This window comes from Vibrio anguillarum, from assembly GCF_003390515.1.
GTDB classification, from domain to species: domain Bacteria; phylum Pseudomonadota; class Gammaproteobacteria; order Enterobacterales; family Vibrionaceae; genus Vibrio; species Vibrio anguillarum.
This window is the reverse complement of record NZ_CP031479.1, coordinates 676685-700146: the sequence shown is the minus strand read 5'-3', so window position 1 is coordinate 700146 and position 23462 is coordinate 676685. Positions and strand designations below refer to the sequence as shown.

Here is a 23462-nt window from a genome sequence, read left to right as displayed (position 1 = left end):
GCGTCAAGTTGACCGAATGAATAAAGGAGCATTTATCGCTCCTTTATTGTTGATGATTGGTTATGGGTAACCTGCCGAAGCTGCACCAATAAACGACGATAATCCGCTTCCACACAACTGTCGCGCCACACTAGATAGCGCTTACCTTGTTGTGCATAAATGATCAACACCATAAACGCAAACTGTGTAGAAACCTTTTCAATGGACAGGTTCTGGTCGGCACATTGCCACTCACCGTGACTCGTGAGCTTGAATTGGCCGATTAAGCTAGGGACTAACAGTGAGGTACTCTTTTGCGCCGTGATAAGAGGTGCGTAAAATAAGGGGAGCGTTACAAGTGGAATGGGCGATATCAATAGTGCCCACACGGCTATCATCAAAAAAATGAAGTTAGTAATGCGGGCAAAATGGGAAGGAAATAATACGAAATTAACGCACTTTGCTGAGGTTGTGAGCAACAATTTTATCCACCATTGCCGCATGCCCAAGATTTTCGCTACGACCATGCCCCATGATCCAAGTAAATAGATCAGGGTCGTCAGACTCAAGTAGGGAAACGAAATCTCGTTGCTCATTTTCATTCAGAGAATCAAAGCACTCTTCAAAGAACGGCATCACAACCACATCGAGCTCTAACATTCCACGACGGCATGCCCACTTGATTCTTGCTTTTTCTTCAGTGGTGTACATCGGTTTTCCTCACCTTATGTTTATTTGCGTTGAGTGTATCAACTGGATGAAGATACAACTAGTAGATGAGTCACAGTCCCTGTTCAAGCTGACAAAAAAAAATTTCCGGATTAACATGGGGCTCAAGATTCTCTTTAGGTAACGACTATGGACTGGCAAAACACATTGACACCTCTCGCAGTAACCGCCAATGACTCACTTCCACCACTGATGCTGACTCATCTTGCATCCTGGGGCGCTATCATCATTTCAGGCAATGATAAAAAAGCCTATTTGCAAGGCCAAGTGACCTGTAATGTCGTCACTCTTGAACCAACACAGTCAACCTTAGGCGCCCATTGTGATGCGAAAGGCAAAGTGTGGTCCGTCTTTCGCCTGTTCCACCATCACGATGGTTATGCGATGTTCCAGCCTTTATCAGCAATAGAGGCTGAATTAAGAGAGCTGAAAAAATACGCTATTTTTTCTAAGGTCAATATCAGCCAGAGCCAAGACATCGCTCTGGGTGTTATGGGCGAACAAGCTGAGCAATATATCAATACATTAACGGCGGATGAAGGTGAAGTGCGTTTGATTGACGGTGGTAGCGCCATCAAAATTTCATCCCAACGTTGGCTATTACTTGTTTCAGAGCAAACCGCGCAACAGCTCATGACGCAAAGTGAAGCTCTGAAAGTCACCGAGGAAACGTGGACTCGCTTTGATATCGAAGAAGCAGTCCCCGTCCTTGGTCAAGCGGATCAAAATGAGCACATACCGCAAGCCGTTAATCTTCAGGCCTTTAATGGTATCAGCTTTAATAAAGGGTGTTATACAGGTCAAGAAACCGTCGCTCGCGCTAAATATCGAGGTATTAATAAGCGTGCAATGTACATCCTTCAAGGCAACATTGAGCAACCGCTAAATAATGATCAACCAATCATGATCGAACGCTCAGTTGGAGAAAACTGGCGTAGTGCTGGGCAATTAATGGTTCACTACACGTTTGCTGATAATACCGCTATCGGTTTAATAGTCTTACCAAACAATCTCGAGCCAGAAACTGAGTTTCGTCTTGCAAGCCAACCAAACACTCGTTGGTTTATGCAAGCTCTCCCTTACTCTCTTACTGACGAATAAGCTTCTTCCTTATATTGACCATGCGCCTCTTTACGAGGCGTATGCTTTGTAACACTCGCCTATCTCGAATACATTTCAGGAAAAAGAATGCAATAATGTAATCCATTACATTGGCACGTGATCGCTCTCTAAATCACACAACATTAGGGTTGAATTTTTAGTCATTATTGAAACATAAATAGTCATCAAGTTTATTTTGACGTACTCTAACAATGCTGGTCAGGACAAACGAGAAGTTGCCCTGACCAGCAAAAAAAGTGAATCCATTGATTGTTTCAGGACATCCACTTTTTGTGTAATGCATCTGTGACTATTCGCCCGCCTATTTTATTTAAGCGGGCTTTTTTTAGGCTATTCTTAACCAAAATTTAACACTTTCCATAAACAGCAGCTATTCTTTAAAGTGTAATATTTGTCGTGCTTAATATGCACCAAGTGAATGGTGCACTGAGCATTTTTTGTTAGCACTATTTTGAGGAGATAATCACGCAAACATGGGTATTTATCCAACATTTTGCCTACGGCAGCACAAATATCCAAAAGAGTCATCAATAACTGCATATTCCTCTATGGCAATCACACTATTAGAGGCGCAATTTATTTATAATTTGCAGTGTTAGAATAACAGAAGGATCGAAGTATGAGACTGTTTAAGCGCTATACGCCAGGTATGATAGCTAAACACGTAAGTCGGCTTTTTAAAGGAAGAATCTATATTTACGGGGTTGGAAAATTTGAATTCGATAATGGCAAACTGATCTTGCCAGAGCGCGCAGACAAGCGCCACTTTCAGACGGTGAAGGAAGTGAATCAGGAAATCATGAGACTACGCTGCGCCTACGCATAATACGAGTTTCATTAAAGAATTTTAAAAGGGTTGGCCATAAGCCAGCCCTTTTGCCATCATTAGGTTAATCACTGTTAGGGCTCAAGCAGCACCATTTTACTCTTGGCAAGATCAGGTAAATCACCTTTTAAACCCAGTGCTCTTTTCATAATCTCATCTTTGGCTCCAGGAAGTTGTCCAGCCAACTGCATGCCAATGCCACGGATCAGTTTCTTCGCCGGGTTATCACCTTCAAAAAGGTCTTTGAAACCTTGCATCGCGGCAATCATTTTGGCAGCTTCTGTTTTTCGCCAACGTTCATAACCTCGCAAATTTTTGAGCAAGCCAATATCTTCACCTTGATGCCACAACGCAAGTAGTTCTTGAGCTAAGCTTGCAGCATCAAGTAAACCTAAATTAACACCTTGCCCGGCTAGCGGATGGATGGTGTGCGCCGCATCACCAACGAGTGCGATTCGTTGTAAAGCAAAATCTCGGGCATAACGCATTTTAAGTGGGAAAGCAGCACGTTCACCGACCACCTCACACAAACCTAAACGATGATCAAACTCAGCGGTCAGTATCTTATTGAATTCGAGCTCAGACAGGCTGAGCAAGCGCTGCGCTCGGTTGGGCTCTGTAGACCAAACGATTGAGCTCATATGAGGATCAGACATAGGTAAAAAGGCCAGCGGACCTTGTGGTGTAAACACTTGCCTTGCCGTCGATTGATGTGGTTCCACCGTGCGGACATTTGCCACCAGCGCACTGTGTCCATAATCCCAATGGGTTAATGGAATGTCTTGCTGCTGACGAACCCAAGAGTTTGCGCCATCGGCTCCTACTATCAATTTTGCGGTGAGTGATTGACCGTTATCGAGCGTTAGCCACGCTTCACTTTCACCGACAGCCAGCGATTGGCATTGAGCGGGCATAAAGAGTGTCACATTCGCTTGCTTTTGTACTTGTTCGAGTAAGGCTAATTGAATGACGCGGTTCTCAACAATGTGTCCCAGATCCGGCTGAGTCATCTGATTGGCACTAAATTCGATCCGCGCAAAACTATCGCGTTCCCACACTTCCATCGCCGAATAAGGCGCAGCACGGCGAGAAATGATGCCTTGCCATGCACCAAGGTTTCGCAACATGATTTCACTGGAACGGCTTAAGGCGGAGACTCGCACATCCGGCAGCTCTGCAAGTTCAAGGCTGGGTACTCGACCCTCAATCACGGCGATGCGCAGTTCGCTATGCTTTAATGCGGCGGCCAGTGCAAGGCCAACCATTCCGCCACCCACAATGACAATATCGACACTTTGCATCATATACAGACCCTTTTATCTATTCACTACGCCAAGCGTTCGGCGCAGTAGCGGCATTTTCAGCCACGGTAAATTATCCATCACCATGAGGCCTACATTGCGACCAATACGAGTGGATAACCAATCATTGGAAAAGAGATGCACCAGGGATGATGTCAGCTTAATGGTGGCATCACGATCCGCTTCTCGGCGTTGGGAAAAAGCTTGTAAACCGCGATAGCAGCCAACATCGGCTTGCTGCTTGATAAGCTCATCCGCCAAGCTTGCCACATCTCGAATACCTAAGTTAAAACCTTGTCCCGCAATCGGATGTAATGTCTGAGCGGCATTGCCCACAATGGCAAAACGATGTGAAATGTTCTGCTCTCGATAACGCAGTTGTAATGGATAGCAGGCACGAGTGCCCACTTTATTCATTCGCCCTAAACGCCAACCAAATGCATCTTGAAGCTGTGCTAAAAAACCCTCATCACTGAGTGAAAAAACTCGCTCGGCTTTCGCGGGAGGTAAACACCAAACTAAAGAGAGTCGATTATCACTCATTGGTAATAACGCGACAGGACCATCGGCGGTAAATCGTTCAAACGCTCGTCCTTGGTGAGCTTTTGAGCTCACAACATTAGCAATAACCGCGACCTGTTCAAAATCATGCTCTTGTTGGATGAGGCCGATTTGCTCGCAGCAGGTCGATATAGCCCCATCAGCTGCGACCAATAACTTAGCTTGGATCGTTCGTTGATCGTTAAGGGTGACAGTGACCTTATCCATACTGCGTTCCACTTGCTGAACCGCGCTTGGGCAAAATAACTCAATATGCGGGCTCTGCTGCATTTTTTGCGCGTAAATCTGCCCAACATCGGCTAATTCAACCACGTAACCTAATGCTTCTAAATCGAGTTGCTGACAAGTGATATCGGTCATCCCAATATGAGACCGATCCGACACATGAATATGTGTAATTGGGGTGGCGACCTCTTGCAGCGACTGCCACAAGGAGAGATTTTGCAAAATTTGCACGCTACCGTAGGATAAAGCAATTGAACGCGAATCAAAGCCGGGATGGGCGAGCTTATCATCCAGCGGATGCGCTTCGACCACAGCAATCGCAAGCTTTCCTTGAGAAAGCGTATCTAAGGCCAACGCCAGTGTTGCACCGGCCATCGCCCCACCAGCGATAATCACATCAAATTGCTTCACAGTCATCTCTCTTTAATGCACGGTCGGCTGAGTTTCTTGTAGAGGTTTGATACCAAATTCAGCATGAATTGTTAACACACAAGCTTTTATATGCTCGATGACGTGTTCCAAAAGTTGAGCTTGCTCATCCAAGTCATCCTCTTCATCGATACCGAGCTTGGCAATTTCTTCTAGATCAGCCAAGGCCTCTTTAGTCTCTGCGGACGCTTTTTTCAAAACAACCCCAATCAAGCCAAGCCCAGAAATAAAGTGATTTACCCAGTCGGCTACGCCATCAGCCAAATCAAATACACTGGCACTCGCCTCTTCATCTGGCAACAGTAGTGACAACTCCATCCCGCTACCAGTGAGCTCTTCGATTGTAAAGGTGAGTACTTGTTCAGCCAATGTCAACGGACGATCTGGCCAACCCATACCTTCGTTAGTGTAATCAAAAATAAGTGGCTGCCAGCTCTTATCATTTAAGCCCAGACCACCGGCCAGCATGCCCGTTAGCAACCCATGCAACTCAGCAGGGTTAACCGCAAGTGCTGCAGATTGAAGGGCAGTGGCAAGAGAAAGATAATCCGGTAGTTTTTTTTCGCTCATGGGAAGCTCGTAATAAAATCAAATAAGCGCGATCCTACCACTTAGCTTCCAATGCGAAAATGCTCAAAGCGTTAATTGTGGGTAGCTTTTACTCAATTTGCCTAATAACTGTGTTTTTAGTCCCTCATTTTTTACTGCTCGCTTTGAAAAGCTTGAATCTTAGGGCCGCTTTACCTATAGTTTCCACCTCGATGGGCATGTGAGTGGCACCATCTTAGACAGCGCGATAAGAGTTCATCCATCATGAGTAATCAAGCGGTAGACGTAGAAATTTTAGGAAAATTGACTCGTGTGAATTGCCCTGCGGGACAAGAGCAGTCTTTAATCCAAGCGGCGCAAGATCTTGATAACCGATTGAAAGAGATGGCAGAGCGTACTAAAGTTACCAATGAGGTAAAGCTACTCACGATTGCTGCGCTCAACATTTGTTATGAATTGCAAACCAAAAACAATGAGAGCCTAGGCCAACAAAATCAATTAACCGAGCGCATGGAACAGCTCGCTGCATCTCTTGAAGATGCCATCAGTAAAGTGAAGCTAGGACAGCAGTAGTCTTTACCAGCGTAACCAAATTTACCCTAGAGTGTTTGTCAGCCGGATTTAAGTCCCTGAGCCGATAAGCAACACCAAAGGGTTAGTACTTGGTAGCTATTGAGCAAGCTCGGCTCGTACCGAGAAGCCTGCGGTTACCATTGCTGATCCGCCTTGAACCAGCTGGTTCAAGGGCCAAAATCCGCAACGGCACTCTGGGGTATCCTTATGCAAAACACTCGACACACACTTCGTCAAGTCATCCGCCAGCGGCGTAAACAGCTATCACCTACGCAGCAAAAACACGCTTCAATTGAACTTGTCTCTCGTTTTTCAACACTGCCTGCAGTTTTAACGAGTCAGCACATTGCCCTCTACTTGGCAACCGATGGTGAGCTTGAAACACAACCGCTCATAGCGTGGTTATGGCAACAAGGCAAACAGACCTATCTTCCCGTTTTACACCCCTTCTCGAGTGGGAATTTATTATTCTTGCGCTATGATGCTCAAACCATAATGACGCGAAATAAATACGGCATTGCCGAACCCAAGCTCAACCAAACATTGATCAAACCAGTAAATGAGCTAGATATCATCTGCACACCATTGGTGGCCTTTGATCAAACAGGGCAAAGGCTCGGGATGGGCGGCGGCTATTATGATCGTACGTTAGAAGCTTGGTTTAAAACGGGTAAAGGTGCCCTACCCATAGGTTTAGCTCATGATTGCCAACAAGTGACTCATCTGCCGAGCGAAGCATGGGATATACCTTTACCTCAAATAGTGACTCCAAGCCAAATCTGGCAATGGGAATCATAAATTATTGAGGCTATAATCGCCCCGCAACATTACCGTCACTATAAATCGATATCAGGAGATTGGCATGACTCAAGATGAAATGAAAAAAGCCGCCGGCTGGGCCGCACTCAAATATGTAGAAAAAGGCAGCATCGTTGGTGTGGGCACGGGTTCAACGGTGAATCACTTCATTGATGCACTGGGTTCGATTAAAGATGATATTAAGGGTGCGGTTTCAAGTTCTATCGCCTCAACAGAGAAGCTAAAAGGCCTAGGTATTGAAGTGTTCGACTGCAATGATGTTGATCAACTCGATATTTATGTTGATGGCGCAGATGAAATCAACCCTGCGCGCGATATGATCAAAGGCGGCGGCGCTGCGCTCACTCGAGAAAAAATCGTTGCCGCGATTGCGGATAAATTCATTTGTATCGTTGATGGTACAAAAGCGGTCGATATTCTAGGTCAATTCCCACTTCCAGTTGAAGTGATCCCAATGGCGCGCTCTTATGTGGCACGTCAACTGGTTAAACTTGGTGGTGATCCAGCCTATCGCCATGGCGTAATAACGGATAACGGTAACGTTATCTTGGATGTGCACGGATTAAAAATTACTGATGCTAAAGCATTAGAAGATAAAATTAATGGGATTGTCGGCGTAGTAACCGTCGGTTTATTCGCTCACCGAGGTGCTGATGTCGTCATCACTGGCACGGAAAATGGTGCCAAAATCGAAGAGTAAGTCACAAAATAAGGCTACTTTCCGTTATTTCATTACAAACGGCACCCATGGGTGCCGTTTTTCTTCGCTATGCCCTAGAAAATCATGCCTTATTTCGTAATTTTCTTACCCAAAACAAAAAAAGTTTGTTACTTTATTGGTCAGAAGACGCACAAGGAAAACGTTTGTCTTCCAACAAAATGGTTAATCTTCCTCTTTACATTAGCCTTTTTGCTTTATGTGCGCCGTGTTTGCCCACCTTCCCATTTTTAAGGACGAGAATAATGGCCAAAGTTTCACTCGAAAAAGACAAAATCAAAATCTTACTCCTCGAAGGGCTACACCCTTCAACGGTTGAAGTACTGCAATCTGCCGGTTACAGCAATATTGAGTATCACAAAGGTTCTCTGGGTGATGAACAACTACTCGAAGCGGTGAAAGATGCTCACTTCATCGGAATTCGTTCGCGCACTAATTTGACTGAAACGGTAATCAACGCGGCAGAGAAATTGGTTGCTATCGGCTGCTTCTGCATTGGCACCAACCAAGTTGACCTGAATGCAGCCGCAAAACGCGGGATTCCTGTCTTTAATGCACCATTTTCGAATACTCGCAGTGTTGCTGAACTCGTTTTAGGCCAAACACTGCTACTACTGCGTGGGATTCCTGAAAAAAATGCATTGGCACATCGTGGTATTTGGAAAAAAAGTGCTGATAACTCTTATGAGGCACGCGGTAAACGCTTAGGTATTATTGGCTATGGCCACATTGGTACCCAGCTCGGTATCATTGCCGAAAACCTCGGTATGCAAGTCTATTTCTATGACATAGAAAACAAACTCTCACTCGGTAATGCAACGCAAATACATACCATGAGTGAGCTACTGAATAAATGTGATGTCATTTCTCTGCATGTGCCTGAAACTCCAGATACTAAAAATATGATGGGTAAAGAAGAGTTTGCACGCATGAAGCCTGGCTCTATCTTTATCAACGCAGCACGTGGAACGGTAGTCGACATTCCCGCACTCTGCGATGCATTGGCATCAAACCATCTAGCTGGCGCGGCAATAGATGTATTTCCAGAAGAACCCGCCACAAACTCTGAACCTTTTGAATCCCCACTGATGCATTTTGATAATGTCATTCTGACACCGCACATTGGTGGCTCAACTCAAGAAGCACAAGAAAATATCGGTATTGAAGTAGCCGGTAAGTTGGCAAAATATTCAGATAACGGCTCAACCTTATCAAGCGTGAACTTCCCTGAAGTATCACTGCCAATTCACCGTGATAGTTCGCGTTTACTGCATATTCACGAAAACCGTCCGGGTATTCTGACACAAATCAACACCATCTTCGCCGAAGAAGGGATCAATATCGCCGCTCAATATTTACAAACGTCAGCGGATATCGGTTATGTAGTGATTGACGTAGAAACCGCTCGCTCTGCGGAAGCTCTGACTAAGCTGAAAAGCATCAGCGGCACCATTCGTGCGCGTATTCTTCACTAAGCACTTCTCCAGTAAAAGCACCAAACGACAAAAAGGCCACACAAAATGTGGCCTTCCTTATTTCGATAGGGAGCTCGGTAAATTAAGCTTTAAGCGCTCGCTCCCCGCGAGCAATACCTACCACGCCACTTCGCGCGACTTCGATTACTTCAGTGACTTCCGACAACGCTTGAATAAAGGCATCGAGTTTTTCGCTGGTTCCGGCAAGCTGCACAGTATATTGCGCCGCAGTGACATCCACGATCTGCCCACGGAAAATATCAGCCGTACGTTTCACTTCGGCACGCGCAAAACCGCTGGCTTTGACTTTCACCATCATCAGCTCACGTTCAATGTGTTCGCACTCTGACACTTCTTGCACTTTAAGCACATCAATCAACTTATGCAGTTGCTTTTGAATTTGTTCAAGTTGCATTTCATCGGTCTTAGTAGTGATGTTTAAGCGTGATAATGTTGCATCATCGGTTGGTGAAACCGTTAGTGATTCAATGTTATAACCACGTTGAGAAAATAGACCAACAACGCGAGACAAAGCACCCGATTGGTTTTCCATTAATATTGAAATAATGTGTCTCATATTATGTTCTCTCCGTTTTGCTTAACCACATTTTGTCCATCCCTTCGCCTTTAATTTGCATTGGGTAGACGTGCTCCGTTTCATCCACATTAATATCAACAAAAACCAATCGATCTTTCATATCGAGTGCTTTTTTAAGCCCGGCTTCAAGTTCATCAGGCTGTGAGATACGGATGCCAACGTGGCCATAAGCTTCTGCAATTGCTGCAAAATCGGGAACAGAACTCATATAAGAATTAGAGTGACGTCCTTGGTAAATAATATCTTGCCACTGTTTTACCATGCCAAGAAAACGGTTGTTTAAGTTAATAATTTTCACTGGAATATCATATTGCAACGCAGTGGAAAGCTCTTGGATATTCATTTGAATACTGCCATCCCCAGTGACAATCACTACCTCTTCTTCTGGCATGGCAAATTTAACCCCCATTCCAGCGGGTAAACCAAACCCCATGGTGCCCAAACCGCCAGAGTTGATCCAACGACGAGGCTTATTGAATGGATAATAAAGTGCGGCGAACATTTGGTGCTGACCAACATCGGAGGCCACATATGCGTCTCCATTAGTCAGTTTATGTAAAGTTTCAATCACTTGCTGCGGCTTAATGCGTTCGCTGGATTTCTCATAAGCTAGGCATTGGCGGTCGCGCCAGCTTTGGATATCTTGCCACCATAGTTCAAGCGCCTGCGAATCATTACAGCCACCTTGCTCAGAGAGCAATTGCAGCATAGTTTCCAGTACTTGTTCAGCTGATCCCACTATCGGCAGATCGACTGGCACATTTTTAGAGATCGACGAAGGATCAATGTCAATGTGCATGATCTTAGCGTTCGGGCAATACTTTTCTAGATTATTGGTCGTACGGTCATCAAAACGCACGCCAATACCGAAAATCAAATCCGCATTGTGCATCGCCATATTGGCTTCATACATGCCATGCATTCCAAGCATGCCTAACGCATTTTTATGCGTCCCAGGGAAAGCACCAAGCCCCATTAACGTGCTGACTACGGGTAAATTGAGCGTTTCAGCCAGTTGTAAAATGTGCTGATCTGCGCCTGAAATAACAGCGCCACCACCAATGTACAATACGGGTTTTTTGGCTTCTAACAACGCTTTTAGCGCCTTTTTAATTTGCCCTTTATGACCAGAAGTAGTTGGGTTGTATGAGCGCAGTTTGATCGACTCAGGATACGTGTAAGGGAGTTTGATCTGAGGATTCATCACATCTTTAGGCAGATCGATCACGACCGGCCCCGGGCGTCCTGTTGAGGCAATATAAAAGGCTTTCTTAATGGTTTCAGGAATATCTTCAGCTTTTTTTACAAGAAAACTGTGTTTGACGATCGGACGAGAAACCCCAACGATGTCACATTCTTGAAACGCATCGTTACCAATGAGGTTATTTGGCACGTTGCCTGAAATAACAATCATTGGAATTGAGTCCATGTAAGCGGTAGCAATCCCTGTGACGGTATTCGTCGCCCCTGGGCCAGAACAAACAAGTACCACACCCGTTTTTCCTGTTGCTCGAGCATAGCCATCTGCCATGTGCGTGGCCGCTTGCTCGTGGCGAACAAGGACATGTTTAATTTGGTCGGTTTTTGCGTGCAGCGCATCGTAAATATCAAGAACGGAACCACCTGGGTATCCAAATATTTGCTCTACACCTTCTTCGATCAGAGATTGAACCACCATCTCTGCGCCAGATAACATCTGTTGATTGGATTGCGTTGCCATTTTTTCTCCTTACCAGTACCCAACACATGGTCAGTCAATGGGCCTGGTTTTACATAGTTTAGGGCTTATTTGTAGCCTAATTCGAAAACTTTCCACTTTCGGCTATGTCTTGCTTTTGTCATAACAAAAAACAAGGTAACGCAACAACTGTAACTCTTTCTTATCATCGGGTCGAACGCCAAATAGCGCACACTTTGGCAAATGTTTGGTTAAATGGAATTTTATTAGGTAACTATCGTAAAACCGGCATTAAAAACAGCTCAATCCATGAATAATTAGCAAAAATAAAGCAAAAAATATTACCATGCAGCAATGTGGCGTAATGAGGAAGCGAGGTTTAACTTCCGTCGTAATATAAAAAATCCCCCACGCTTTATCTGAAAAGCAAGTGGAGGATTTTTAAACAATGAAAAAACTATCTTAAGATAATCTTACTCACCTTTAGTCTTTTCTTTGTACATTTCCTCGATTTCATCTTGGTAACGATCACTAATGACTTTTCTACGCAGTTTCTGAGTCGGCGTCAGCTCACCTTTGTCCATTGAAAAAGCCTTAGGTAATAATTTAAACTTTTTCACCTGCTCAAATTTGGCTAGCTCTTTTTGCAAATCATTGACTCGTTTTTCCAGCATCTCAACCACTTGGTTGTTCTTGATAAGATCTAATCTGTCATGATATTTGATGTTGAGCTCTTTGGCGTAAACCTCCAAGCTGTCATAACAAGGTACAATTAAAGCCGATACAAATTTACGTGTGTCAGCAATCACCGCAATCTGTTCAATAAAGTGATCTTTACCAATCGCTCCCTCAATAACTTGTGGCGCAATGTATTTACCACCGGAGGTTTTCATCAGCTCTTTGATACGATCAGTAATGAAGACATTACCTTGCTCATCAATGTGCCCAGCATCTCCTGTTTTGAGAAAACCTTGTTCATCGAATGCTAACGCCGTTTCTTCTGCCATTTTATAGTAGCCGCGCATAACCATTGGTCCGCGAACAAGAATTTCATTGTTGTCACCGATTTTGACCTGAGCTCCTGGCATCGACATGCCTATTGAATCAGGATCAAAACACCGGTCATCCCAACAAGAAACCGTTGCTGTGGTTTCCGTCATGCCATAACCCAACTTCACGTTAATGCCAATGGCATGGAAAAATCGGCCGATGGTTTCATCTAATTTCGCGCCGCCGCAAGGCATAAAATTAATCCGCCCACCAAGCAATGCACGCAATTTAGACAATACGATTTTATCCGCTAACGCGTAGCTCTTTTTCAGCATGAAGGATGGCTGGCGCTTTTCTTGATGACAAAGAGCCATCTTAGCCCCCATATTGACCGCCCAAGTAAACAACACTTTTCGATGTAACGGCGCTTTCGAGACTTTTTCGTGAATAGCGGAGAAAATTTTCTCGTAGAAGCGAGGAACGGCACACATTACCGTTGGCTTTAGTTCACTCAATGCATCACGTACTTGCATCGTATCCTGTAAATAACAGTTAGTTGCACCGCTGTAAAGAATGTAAAAAGTCCACGCCCGTTCAAACACGTGTGACAATGGTAAAAAACAGAGTGACACATCATCCTTAGAGATGTTTAACCGCTCATCATGCCCTTCAAGCTGAGCGCCAATATTACGGTAATCAAGCATCACGCCTTTAGGTTGACCTGTGGTGCCTGAGGTATAGATGAGCGTCAGCAGATCATCCATATTCGCCTGTTCAAGGCGAGACTCTAATTCCGCTTGCTGGCCATCTGTATTTTGTTCAATAAAAGTCTGCCAATGGATGCCATGTTGAAAACTTTTTAGATCAATGCCATCACTCATGGCGACAATTAATTCAAGCTGTTCGCACTCATCAAAAAAATCCAGTGCCGCATCGTATTGTGCCTGTTCACCGACCAAGAGCACTTTGACATCAGCATCTTGAATAATATAACTGGCCTGCGCTGGCGTATTAGTTGGATAAATAGGTACTGTAACGGCTCTTAACTGCAAAGTAGCCAAGTCAGCTATTGTCCACTGCGGCATGTTATTCGAAAAAATCCCGACTTTATCTTGGATTTTTATACCTTGCGTTAAAAGTGCAAGTGACATCGCATCGATACGTTGACCAAATTGCTTCCAGCTGATCCCATGCCACTCTTTCTCTATTTTGTGTTTTAGAGCAATGCACTCGCCACCTTTGACAATCTGTTCACGAATTCTTTTTACGATATGGAAATTTAAATTGGGCATCTTTTTTACCTGTAGCTTACACATGTAAGCTTTTTGAGCGCACAAGTGTACATTTAGAAGCAAAAAAGGCAACTGACGGATGTCAAAGTTATCAATTAATTCTACAGACAAAAAGCCCTGAATGGATATAACCAATTCAAGGCTCAAAGAGGAGTATCACTAAGTTTAGATCACCGTACAAACTAACGGGTAAACGTTAGTTTAATGCAACAACTTCGCCGCAAATCATCATTAACTGATCACGCAGCCAAATATGGCCTTTGTCTTTTTCACTAGACTCATGCCAACTGAGATAACCACTGATTTGACCATTTGCAAATGGGAAATCGAGGATTTGTAACTGATCTCGGTTAGCCGCATTCTCAACCATCCAACGAGGTGCAATCGTCACCAACTCAGATTGTCCGACCACATAAAGCACGTTGCTCAAACTGGTCCCTTCATAATAAGGAACACAGTCTAATTCGCGGTATGCTTGCTCAGAAAAGCTACGTTGCCCATGGATGCGAGATAACTTCGCATGCTTTTCAGCTGTTAGGCTATCAGCGTTAACAGAGCCATTGATGCGAGGATGAGACTTAGATGCCACCACCACTAATTCATCTTGGAAAATTTCCGTACTGGAGAACCCTTGTTCATCAAAACGCGCGTAATCAATCACAAAATCGATCTCTTGGTAACGCATACGCTCGGCTAACAAACGGTTAAATTCCGCATCAAGATGAAGTTGGACCAAAGGCGCTTGTTCATGAACTGATGACATAATTTTCGGCGCGAAACGCATATCACAAGGACTGCAAATCGCTAATTTAAATAAGCGGGTTGATGTTTCAGGAGAAAACACCGAACTTGGCAGTTCATTACGGATTAATTGCAGTGCTTGACGCATCGGACCGAACAGTTGACGTGCACGTTGAGTAGGTTGAATACCTCGCCCTTGTCGCATAAACAGTTCATCATTAAACATTACCTTCAAACGCGCTACAGCATTGCTGACTGCTGGCTGAGACATACCCAAATTATGAGCGGCACGGGTAATATTTTGCTCTTGCATTACTGCATCAAAAACCGTCAGCAGGTTTAAATCTACACCACGTAATGTGCTTTCCATGCGGTAACTAGCAATAGCGCTCATTGCATCTTTTTTATCTAACATTTTTGGGACGCCTCTTGTTGTTATCGTCAATACCGTAAAAGTAATTTTTTAGAATAGATAACCTGCCATTTATTATATTTACCCAGACACAACTGGGTGGAGGCTACTATCTGCTAAGCATTTATCGATTGGCAACAAGATTGATAAAATATCAGTTTTTTTTATCCAAACAAAAAGATTGTCCTTATTTATCAGTACGATGTATTTTTATAAAAAACCATAAAACAGAAAATTTTATGCATTTTATTCAAAACATTGAATCAAGTGATGAATAACAAGCCTTTACCTTGATACATTCACCAAATAAATTAATTACGTCAAAATTCAAAGCATTTCGTCAATATTAGCTAAATGACACATAACTAGGGAAATCAACCTGTCGCCATAAAGACTGGCTCAGCTCTTTATGATTATCCCATTTGCCATTTTGTACCCATTCAACCAAGGCTTTCGCTACATTAGGATAGACAACGCGCTCGACCTGTTTTTCATCCAACCAACGGCGTAACTCCGACGGGTCCAAAAACTCCATAGATGCAGCAAGCCCGAGATTCTCAAGAGTGGCAACGTTACTTTGCTGCTCAAATTGACCCGATAGTGGCTTAAGTAACAGCTTTTTACCCAATGAAAGTGCTTCTGATGGTAATTCAAAGCCACCATTAGCAATCACGCCATCGCAGCAATGCAAGTGATATTGAAAATGGGTATGACATAAGGGACGCAGCTCAACATTTTCAACGGATTGCGCTTCCATTAAGGAAGGGTGATAACAAATAAATGCTTGATTTGAAAAACGAAAAAGCAACTCAAGAATATCATCAACATGCTCAAATGGAAGATAGACCAAAATGAAATGCTCGCTAGACGTATGCTGCTCTGAACGATAGATAATCGGAGGAAGGATCGGTTGATCAAAATGATACCAATGTAAACCGACGTGGTAGTTGGCAGGCGCAAACTGTTGAATAATCTGTTTATCCAGCCAACTTGCCCCTTTCAAAGGCACATTATAACGAAATGCATTTTGATGACTTATCCCAATACACGGAATACCTTGCTGTTTAGCCGCCCATGCCGATACTGGTTCAAAGTCATTAATGACCAGATCATACGGAGACAAATCGAGGTTTTTTGTCTCACTCACGAAAGTCAGCAAATTATTATTCAGCGCCGTTTTAACGTAATTTACGTGTCCCTGTTCAGTTTCAAAAGTAAAACCGCGCCGAGTTTGGTAATCACCGAAACTTTCCATCGAAAAGTATTTCTCTTTTTCACGTCCAGAAAAGAGAAATTGCACATCAATTTTGGCTTCTTTCAACGCTTCACTCATCACTCGTGAACGAGCAATATGGCCATTTCCAGTGCCTTGGACACCATACAGAATTTTCAAAAGCCTCTCTCCACCAACCACAAAGCAAATCGCGCGCTGCTTACACCAAGCAGCGCGCCAATCACGATATCCGTCAAGAAGTGAACCCCAAGTAGGATGCGAGATACGCCAATTAAGCCAGCCCAAACCAAGACAAAAGCATCGCTATGAGGATAGAAGTGGCCAATTAATGTCGCCATAACAAACCCTGCAGCCGTATGACCAGAGGGCAAACTGTAGCGATCCGAAGGGGTAATAAAGGCAATGAATGAAGGAGAAAACTCTTCAGGGCGACGACGCTGAAAGCTATTTTTCAATCCCCAATAAATAGGGAGTTCAATCGCGAAAGCGGCCAGTCCAGCCATTAAGAATAGCTGGCCATTAAGCGGGTCTAAATACCAAGCTAAAGCACCAATCAACGCGTACAAATGCCCATCCCCAGTATGGGAAATAGCTTTGCTGATCTGCGCTACAGGCTGATTAAAACGATGCTGTAAACAAAATAGCGAAAACGCTACGTCAAACTTAACAATTTGTCCGATGGCACGCATGAGCGACTCCTGTCATTCCATAAACCACTTACGCTCTAAACGTAGAAGTTTAAAATGACAAATACGTGACTGTTTGTTGGAGAATGAATGAATTTAACCGATGACAAACGTTCTTGCGTGAAAACATTCCGTGCTACAAAAAGTGATCCTCTCTGCCAATTCTGCTCATTTTTACCGCTTTTGACTAAAACTGATCCGATATGAATAAAAAAACAACTTAATGGTTGACGAGTTAAGTCGAGTACGGTACTAATTTGTTAACTTAATCTTGTGGAATGTTACGAATGACTATCCGTTTTTCTATCCTGCTGGGCCTGCTCCTTATCGTGAACCATTCGCGCGGGTAGGTTGTGGAAGAAAAACACCACACAAGATGACAAGAGCCCGCACTGAGATGCGGGTTTTTTTATAACTATATTTAGGAAGTAAACGATTAACCATCGGTGCAAGGGAGCAAACATGAATAATCAAGTCATTATATTCGACACCACATTACGTGATGGCGAACAAGCTTTGTCAGCAAGCTTAACCGTTAAAGAAAAACTGCAGATTGCTTACGCATTAGAGCGCCTTGGTGTTGATGTTATTGAAGCAGGTTTTCCAGTTTCCTCCCCAGGTGATTTTGAATCGGTCAAAACGATTGCCAAACACATTAAAAATAGCCGCGTCTGCGCACTTTCACGCGCGGTAGCAAAAGATATTGATGCAGCGGCCGAAGCTCTGAAAGTCGCCGATGCTTTTCGTATCCATACGTTTATTTCAACCTCAACCATTCATGTGCAAGATAAATTGCGCCGCAGTTATGATGATGTGCTCGAGATGGCAGTCAGTGCGGTGAAACACGCCCGTAACTACACTGATGACGTCGAATTTTCCTGTGAAGATGCGGGCCGAACGCCCATTGATAATCTCTGTAGAATGGTCGAAGCCGCAATTAATGCCGGAGCTAAGACCATCAATATTCCAGACACGGTCGGTTATACTGTTCCTAGCGAATTTGGTGGCATTATTCAGATGCTGTTTGAGCGAGTCCCTAACATAGATAAAGCCATTATTTCCGTTCATTGCCACGATGACTTGGGAATGTCAGTCGCAAACTCGATTGCCGCTGTACAGGCTGGCGCAAGGCAAATAGAAGGCACCATCAACGGTATTGGTGAGCGCGCTGGTAACTGTTCACTGGAAGAGATCGCGATGATCATCAAAACTCGTCAAGAATTCCTCGGCGTACATACTGGTTTAAAGCATGATGAGATCCACCGCACCAGTAAGTTGGTTAGCCAATTGTGCAATATGCCGATTCAAAGTAACAAAGCGATTGTCGGTGCCAACGCATTTAGCCACTCGTCAGGCATTCATCAAGATGGCATGTTGAAAAACAAAAACACTTACGAAATCATGACTCCAGAGTCAATTGGCCTAAAAAACCAAGCGCTGAACTTAACGAGCCGCAGTGGCCGCGCCGCAGTAAAAAGCCATATGGATAGCATGGGTTATAATGAAAACGAATACAACCTCAATGCCTTGTATGAAGATTTCTTAAAATTGGCAGATCGTAAAGGCCAAGTGTTTGACTATGACTTAGAAGCGTTGATGCACTTTTCAAATCTGCGTGATGAAGACGATTTCTACAAATTGAACTATTTGAGTGTTCAATCAGGCAGTGTTATGGCGACCACCAGTATTAAATTGCTTTGTGGTGATGAAGAAAAATGTGAAGCTGCCGTTGGTAATGGCCCTGTCGATGCGCTTTACCAATGTATTTACCGTCTAACTGGCTATGAGATCGTATTGGATAAATTTGACCTTACCGCCAAGGGCGAAGGTGAAGATGGACTCGGGCAAGCCGATATTATTGCCAACTACAAAGGGCGAAAATATCACGGTACAGGCGTCTCTACGGATATTGTCGAAGCATCAGGACAAGCCTTGTTGCACGTGATCAATAGCATTCATCGTGCCGATCAAATTGCAGAAATTAAACAAAAGAAAGTGGCAACCGTTTAACGTACCTAGATTAGAGCTTTTAGTCTTTAGAGCTCACTGGGGCAAGCAAATATAAAAATAGTAAAGGACTAACATGACAGACAAAACATACAAAATTGCCGTTCTTGCAGGTGATGGTATCGGCCCAGAAGTAATGCAACAAGCACACAAGGTATTGGATGCGATTGAAAAAAAACATGCTATCCGGTTTGCCAGAGAAGAACATGATGTCGGCGGGATTGCGATTGATAACCACGGTTGCCCGCTGCCTGAAAGCACCATTAAAGGATGTGAAGAGGCAGACGCCGTATTGTTTGGTTCCGTAGGCGGCCCTAAATGGGAGCATTTACCACCCAATGACCAACCAGAACGCGGCGCACTCCTACCGCTTCGCAAACATTTTCAACTGTTTTGTAACTTGCGTCCTGCTCAAATTCACTCAGGCTTAGAAAGCTTTTCTCCTTTACGATCCGATATCTCCGATCGTGGCTTCGATATTGTGGTTGTTCGGGAATTGACTGGTGGTATTTATTTTGGCCAACCCAAAGGACGAGAAGGCGAAGGGGCAAATGAAAAAGCATTTGATACCGAAGTTTACCACCGCTACGAAATCGAACGCATTGCAAAAATAGCGTTTGAGTCCGCACAATTACGTCGTAAAAAAGTATGCTCAGTCGATAAAGCGAATGTATTACAAAGCTCTATCTTATGGCGTGAGGTCGTAGAAGAGATCGCAAAAGATTATCCGGACGTCGAGCTTTCACACATTTATATCGATAATGCCACTATGCAGCTCATTAAAGATCCCTCTCAATTTGATGTCATGCTGTGCTCTAATATTTTTGGTGACATCATTTCAGATGAATGCGCCATGATCACAGGCTCAATGGGTATGCTACCTTCCGCTAGCCTTAATGAAAGCAATTTCGGTCTCTATGAGCCAGCAGGTGGCTCTGCACCTGATATCGCAGGAAAGAACATTGCTAACCCAGTTGCACAAATTCTTTCCGCCGCTTTAATGCTACGTTATAGCTTAGGCGAAGAAAGTGCCGCTCAAGATATCGAAAATGCCGTATCAAAAGCGCTTACCGCAGGCGAACTCACCGCAGATCTTGCCAGTGGTAAAGCGGCACTTTCAACCTCTGAAATGGGCGATAAAATTGCCAGCTATATTTTAAACTCATAATTAGTAGGACTAGGCTCGCCTAGTCCTTTATAAAGCTCAAAGAGCTCAAGGAAGAAGCAATGTCGCAAGCAAAAACCTTATACGAAAAAATTTATGATGCCCACATTGCGGTATCAGCTGAAGGGGAAACCCCCATCCTTTATATCGATCGTCATCTCGTTCATGAAGTGACATCACCGCAAGCATTTGATGGTTTACGCGAAAAGGGACGTAAAGTTCGTCAGACGAGTAAAACATTCGCTACCATGGACCATAACGTTTCAACCACCACAAAAGACATTAATGCCTCGGGTGAGATGGCTCGAATCCAAATGGAAACACTGTCCAAGAACTGTGCTGAGTTTGGCGTAACACTCTACGACTTAAATCATAAATACCAAGGCATCGTTCATGTCATGGGGCCAGAATTAGGTATTACTCTTCCCAGTATGACCATTGTCTGCGGTGACTCACACACAGCAACACATGGCGCATTTGGCTCGTTAGCGTTTGGCATCGGTACATCAGAAGTTGAGCACGTACTTGCAACCCAAACATTGAAACAAGCTCGCGCGAAAACGATGAAAATCGAGGTGACAGGCAAAGTCGCTCCAGGCATCACAGCTAAAGATATCGTGCTAGCCATTATAGGTAAAACAACGGCGGCCGGTGGTACAGGCTATGTCGTTGAGTTTTGTGGTGAAGCGATTACTGATCTCTCAATGGAAGGTCGTATGACGGTATGTAATATGGCGATTGAGCTTGGAGCAAAAGCCGGTCTTATCGCCCCTGATCAGACTACTTTCGACTACATTAAAGGTCGCAAGTTTTCTCCTCAAGGAAGCGATTTAGAAGCCGCCATTGAGTACTGGGCAACGCTAAAAACCGATGATAATGCCAAATTCGATGCAGTCGTTACCCTAAATGCCGCGGACATCAAACCACAAGTAACGTGGGGTACAAACCCAGGCCAAGTAATTGCTGTCGACGAAACCATTCCATCTCCCGATAGCTTTAGTGATCCTGTCGAAAAAGCATCAGCAGAAAAAGCATTAGCGTATATGGGACTGGAAGCGGGTAAATCCTTATCAGACTACAAAGTGGATAAAGTTTTTGTCGGTTCTTGCACAAACTCTCGCATTGAAGATATGCGAGCAGCAGCTCAAGTCGCGAAAGGTAAAAAAGTCGCACCACACGTTCAAGCATTGATTGTTCCAGGTTCAGAGCAAGTTAAAGCGCAAGCGGAAGCGGAAGGCTTGGATAAAATATTTATTGAAGCGGGTTTTGAATGGCGCTTGCCGGGCTGTTCAATGTGCTTGGCTATGAACAATGACAGGCTCGGTGCAGGTGAACGCTGTGCATCAACATCCAACCGCAATTTTGAAGGCCGCCAAGGTCGAGATGGCCGCACACATTTAGTCAGTCCTGCAATGGCCGCCGCCGCCGCCATCGCTGGACACTTTGTCGATATCCGTAATATTCATTCTTCAACACTCAACTAAACAGGGGATCACCAATGTCAGGTTTTAAACAGCACACAGGTTTGGTCGTTCCTCTTGATGCAGCGAACGTCGATACAGATGCCATTATCCCTAAGCAATTTTTACAGAAAGTAAATCGCACTGGTTTTGGCAAACACCTTTTTCATGATTGGCGTTTTCTAGATGATGCAGGTCAACAACCTAATCCAAATTTTGTCATGAATAAACCTCGCTATGAAGGAGCGAGCATTCTACTTGCTCGTGAAAACTTTGGGTGTGGTTCTTCACGAGAACATGCCCCTTGGGCTTTAGCGGATTACGGCATCAAAGCCATGATTGCACCCAGTTTTGCGGATATTTTTTATGGTAACTCAATCAATAACCAAATAGTTCCAGTCCGCCTTACAGAGCAAGAAGTTGATGAAATATTCCAATTTGTTGAAGGAAATGAAGGTGCTCAACTAACTGTAGATCTTGAACGAATGGAAGTTAAAGCCAATGGAAAAACATACTCATTTGAAATTGATGAATTTCGTCGCCATTGCTTACTTAATGGATTAGACAATATCGGTTTGACGCTACAGCACGAAGATAAAATCGCTGATTATGAAACAAAAATTCCTAGCTTTTTGAAATAGCGAGTATCGATTTAATTTCCAGAGGTTGGTGTAGATGCACCAACCTTTTATTTTATCTGAAATTTATCAATCCCTACCTAGGTCATATAACCTATGAGATGAGAGGTAAACGATGAAATATCTATTAACGCTATGTTTGACACTCGGGTCAACAAATGTATTTTCTGCTCCTAAATCACAACTATGGGATTATTGGAACTCTAGTAATGAAGAAAATACACAAGCCATTTCACATCAAATTTGGCAGACAACACTTGATACTTATCTAATCCAAGAAAATCACAACAACCTCTTCGATTATCAAAGGGTCAACTCAAAAGATAAAGAGCAATTAGAGCTCTATATTTCACAATTATCAGCCCTTGATCCAAGAGAGTATGCAAAGCTGGAACAATATGCTTACTGGGTCAACTTATATAATGCCTTAACAGTTAACTTAATCGTCGATCATTACCCAATACCATCCATCACTAAACTGGGAGGATTTTTCTCATTTGGCCCTTGGGAACAAAAGATCATTACCATCAATCAAAAAGAGCTGACTCTCAATGATATTGAACATCGAATTTTAAGACCTATTTGGAAAGATCCTCGAACCCATTATGCGGTCAACTGCGCAAGCCTTGGTTGCCCAAACTTACAAAAGCAGGCTTTCACAGCAGAAAATACTGAATTATTACTGGAGAAATCAGCCACTGAGTTTATCAATAGCGAAAAAGGAGTAAAGGTCACCAATGATAAATGGGTTCTGTCTTCTATTTATGACTGGTTTGCTGAAGATTTTGGAACGAAACAGCAATTATTTGAGCACTTAGTGCAGTACAACAAGGCACTAAAAAGCGAGAAAAAGAGTATCAGCTATCACTATGATTGGACATTGAATGATACGAAATGATACGAATAGATAGAAAAAAACCTCAGCATTTCTGCTGAGGTTTCGTAATTCAAACCTGGCGATGTCCTACTCTCACATGGGGAGACCCCACACTACCATCGGCGCTGTTGTGTTTCACTTCTGAGTTCGGCATGGGTTCAGGTGGGTCCACAACGCTATGGTCGCCAAGCAAATTCTTTTAGCTTACAGAGCTATAAAACTGGTGCTGATACCCAGAATCGAACTGGGGACCTCATCCTTACCAAGGATGCGCTCTACCGACTGAGCCATATCAGCACACTGTATCTTGTGTCACAAGTGACTAAAAAGCCCGCTCTTACAAACGGGCTCTTATAAATTCAAAGCCTGGCGATGTCC

The 23462-nt window shown here is 43.8% G+C and carries 22 protein-coding genes, 1 tRNA gene, 1 rRNA gene and 1 other RNA gene; 12 read left to right on the top strand and 13 right to left on the bottom strand.

Going from position 1 to position 23462, the window contains the following annotated elements; all coding sequences use genetic code 11:
• Window positions 1-32 precede the first annotated feature (32 nt).
• A complete protein-coding gene (locus DD616_RS07310) occupies window positions 33-482 on the bottom strand; it encodes a protein YgfX (RefSeq protein ID WP_335673679.1) in 450 nt (149 codons plus the stop codon).
• Complete coding sequence (locus tag DD616_RS07305; protein ID WP_010319812.1) at window positions 430-690, bottom strand: FAD assembly factor SdhE; 261 nt, start codon at window positions 688-690, stop codon at window positions 430-432. The genes DD616_RS07310 and DD616_RS07305 overlap by 53 nt, the downstream gene beginning before the upstream one ends.
• A gap of 147 nt (window positions 691-837) precedes the next feature.
• On the opposite strand from DD616_RS07305, the gene ygfZ reads away from it, so the two are divergent.
• The gene (ygfZ, locus tag DD616_RS07300; protein WP_208872124.1) at window positions 838-1809 is read left to right on the top strand and encodes a tRNA-modifying protein YgfZ; all 972 of its coding nucleotides are present in this window, start codon (window positions 838-840) and stop codon (window positions 1807-1809) included.
• Between the two features lie 640 nt (window positions 1810-2449).
• Window positions 2450-2656 (top strand): DUF1107 domain-containing protein, encoded by a 207-nt coding sequence (locus DD616_RS07295; protein WP_010319814.1) that lies wholly within the window; start codon window positions 2450-2452, stop codon window positions 2654-2656.
• Window positions 2657-2730: 74 nt separating this feature from the next.
• Here DD616_RS07295 and DD616_RS07290 read toward each other — a convergent pair whose 3' ends face one another.
• The 3 genes from DD616_RS07290 to DD616_RS07280 are packed head-to-tail and all read right to left on the bottom strand — an operon-like array spanning window position 2731 to window position 5742.
• The gene (locus tag DD616_RS07290; RefSeq protein WP_081245346.1) at window positions 2731-3960 is read right to left on the bottom strand and encodes an FAD-dependent 2-octaprenylphenol hydroxylase; all 1230 of its coding nucleotides are present in this window, start codon (window positions 3958-3960) and stop codon (window positions 2731-2733) included.
• A gap of 12 nt (window positions 3961-3972) precedes the next feature.
• The gene (gene ubiH, locus DD616_RS07285) at window positions 3973-5154 is read right to left on the bottom strand and encodes a 2-octaprenyl-6-methoxyphenyl hydroxylase (RefSeq protein ID WP_208872123.1); all 1182 of its coding nucleotides are present in this window, start codon (window positions 5152-5154) and stop codon (window positions 3973-3975) included.
• Window positions 5155-5166: 12 nt separating this feature from the next.
• Window positions 5167-5742: a YecA/YgfB family protein gene (locus DD616_RS07280; RefSeq protein ID WP_017046479.1), complete on the bottom strand. Its 576-nt coding sequence runs from the start codon at window positions 5740-5742 to the stop codon at window positions 5167-5169.
• A 243-nt stretch (window positions 5743-5985) separates the two neighbouring features.
• On the opposite strand from DD616_RS07280, the gene DD616_RS07275 reads away from it, so the two are divergent.
• The 5 genes from DD616_RS07275 (at window position 5986) to serA (ending at window position 9306) form a co-directional block, all read left to right on the top strand.
• On the top strand, window positions 5986-6294 hold the full coding sequence (locus DD616_RS07275) for a cell division protein ZapA (protein WP_010319818.1): 309 nt from the start codon (window positions 5986-5988) through the stop codon (window positions 6292-6294).
• Between the two features lie 20 nt (window positions 6295-6314).
• Window positions 6315-6499, top strand: a non-coding RNA gene (ssrS, locus tag DD616_RS07270) — 6S RNA.
• Between the two features lie 2 nt (window positions 6500-6501).
• Window positions 6502-7092 (top strand): 5-formyltetrahydrofolate cyclo-ligase, encoded by a 591-nt coding sequence (locus DD616_RS07265; protein WP_029189881.1) that lies wholly within the window; start codon window positions 6502-6504, stop codon window positions 7090-7092.
• Window positions 7093-7156: 64 nt separating this feature from the next.
• Window positions 7157-7813: a ribose-5-phosphate isomerase RpiA gene (gene rpiA / locus DD616_RS07260; protein WP_017046477.1), complete on the top strand. Its 657-nt coding sequence runs from the start codon at window positions 7157-7159 to the stop codon at window positions 7811-7813.
• A 263-nt stretch (window positions 7814-8076) separates the two neighbouring features.
• The gene (serA, locus tag DD616_RS07255) at window positions 8077-9306 is read left to right on the top strand and encodes a phosphoglycerate dehydrogenase (RefSeq protein WP_094129897.1); all 1230 of its coding nucleotides are present in this window, start codon (window positions 8077-8079) and stop codon (window positions 9304-9306) included.
• Between the two features lie 82 nt (window positions 9307-9388).
• Here the strand turns inward: serA and ilvN are convergent, their stop codons facing one another.
• From ilvN to DD616_RS07225, 6 genes are all read right to left on the bottom strand, one after another.
• Entirely contained in the window at window positions 9389-9883 is a 495-nt protein-coding gene (ilvN, locus tag DD616_RS07250) for an acetolactate synthase small subunit (RefSeq protein ID WP_010319822.1), read from the bottom strand.
• A 1-nt stretch (window position 9884) separates the two neighbouring features.
• Window positions 9885-11624, bottom strand: coding sequence for an acetolactate synthase 3 large subunit (locus tag DD616_RS07245; RefSeq protein ID WP_013856017.1), 1740 nt, complete (start codon window positions 11622-11624; stop codon window positions 9885-9887).
• Window positions 11625-12055: 431 nt separating this feature from the next.
• Window positions 12056-13864, bottom strand: coding sequence for an AMP-dependent synthetase/ligase (locus tag DD616_RS07240; RefSeq protein ID WP_179217521.1), 1809 nt, complete (start codon window positions 13862-13864; stop codon window positions 12056-12058).
• A gap of 196 nt (window positions 13865-14060) precedes the next feature.
• Window positions 14061-15020, bottom strand: a complete 960-nt coding sequence (gene leuO / locus DD616_RS07235) for a transcriptional regulator LeuO (protein WP_026027287.1) — start codon at window positions 15018-15020, stop codon at window positions 14061-14063.
• Between the two features lie 343 nt (window positions 15021-15363).
• Complete coding sequence (locus tag DD616_RS07230; protein ID WP_029189878.1) at window positions 15364-16410, bottom strand: MJ1255/VC2487 family glycosyltransferase; 1047 nt, start codon at window positions 16408-16410, stop codon at window positions 15364-15366.
• A complete protein-coding gene (locus DD616_RS07225) occupies window positions 16407-16940 on the bottom strand; it encodes a phosphatase PAP2 family protein (protein WP_017042702.1) in 534 nt (177 codons plus the stop codon). The genes DD616_RS07230 and DD616_RS07225 overlap by 4 nt, the downstream gene beginning before the upstream one ends.
• 459 nt (window positions 16941-17399) lie before the next feature.
• On the opposite strand from DD616_RS07225, the gene leuA reads away from it, so the two are divergent.
• The 5 genes from leuA (at window position 17400) to DD616_RS07200 (ending at window position 23105) form a co-directional block, all read left to right on the top strand.
• Window positions 17400-18947: a 2-isopropylmalate synthase gene (leuA, locus tag DD616_RS07220; protein ID WP_013856011.1), complete on the top strand. Its 1548-nt coding sequence runs from the start codon at window positions 17400-17402 to the stop codon at window positions 18945-18947.
• A 73-nt stretch (window positions 18948-19020) separates the two neighbouring features.
• The gene (gene leuB, locus DD616_RS07215) at window positions 19021-20112 is read left to right on the top strand and encodes a 3-isopropylmalate dehydrogenase (RefSeq protein WP_017048683.1); all 1092 of its coding nucleotides are present in this window, start codon (window positions 19021-19023) and stop codon (window positions 20110-20112) included.
• Between the two features lie 59 nt (window positions 20113-20171).
• The gene (gene leuC, locus DD616_RS07210; RefSeq protein WP_208872122.1) at window positions 20172-21593 is read left to right on the top strand and encodes a 3-isopropylmalate dehydratase large subunit; all 1422 of its coding nucleotides are present in this window, start codon (window positions 20172-20174) and stop codon (window positions 21591-21593) included.
• Between the two features lie 14 nt (window positions 21594-21607).
• A complete protein-coding gene (gene leuD, locus DD616_RS07205; RefSeq protein ID WP_094164302.1) occupies window positions 21608-22210 on the top strand; it encodes a 3-isopropylmalate dehydratase small subunit in 603 nt (200 codons plus the stop codon).
• A gap of 112 nt (window positions 22211-22322) precedes the next feature.
• Complete coding sequence (locus DD616_RS07200; RefSeq protein WP_129532755.1) at window positions 22323-23105, top strand: DUF547 domain-containing protein; 783 nt, start codon at window positions 22323-22325, stop codon at window positions 23103-23105.
• A 53-nt stretch (window positions 23106-23158) separates the two neighbouring features.
• On the opposite strand, the gene rrf is transcribed toward DD616_RS07200, so the two are convergent.
• Together rrf and DD616_RS07190 are read right to left on the bottom strand one after the other, a co-directional pair.
• Window positions 23159-23274, bottom strand: a 5S ribosomal RNA gene (gene rrf, locus DD616_RS07195).
• A gap of 31 nt (window positions 23275-23305) precedes the next feature.
• Window positions 23306-23381, bottom strand: a tRNA-Thr gene (locus tag DD616_RS07190).
• Between the last annotated feature and the right edge of the window lie 81 nt (window positions 23382-23462).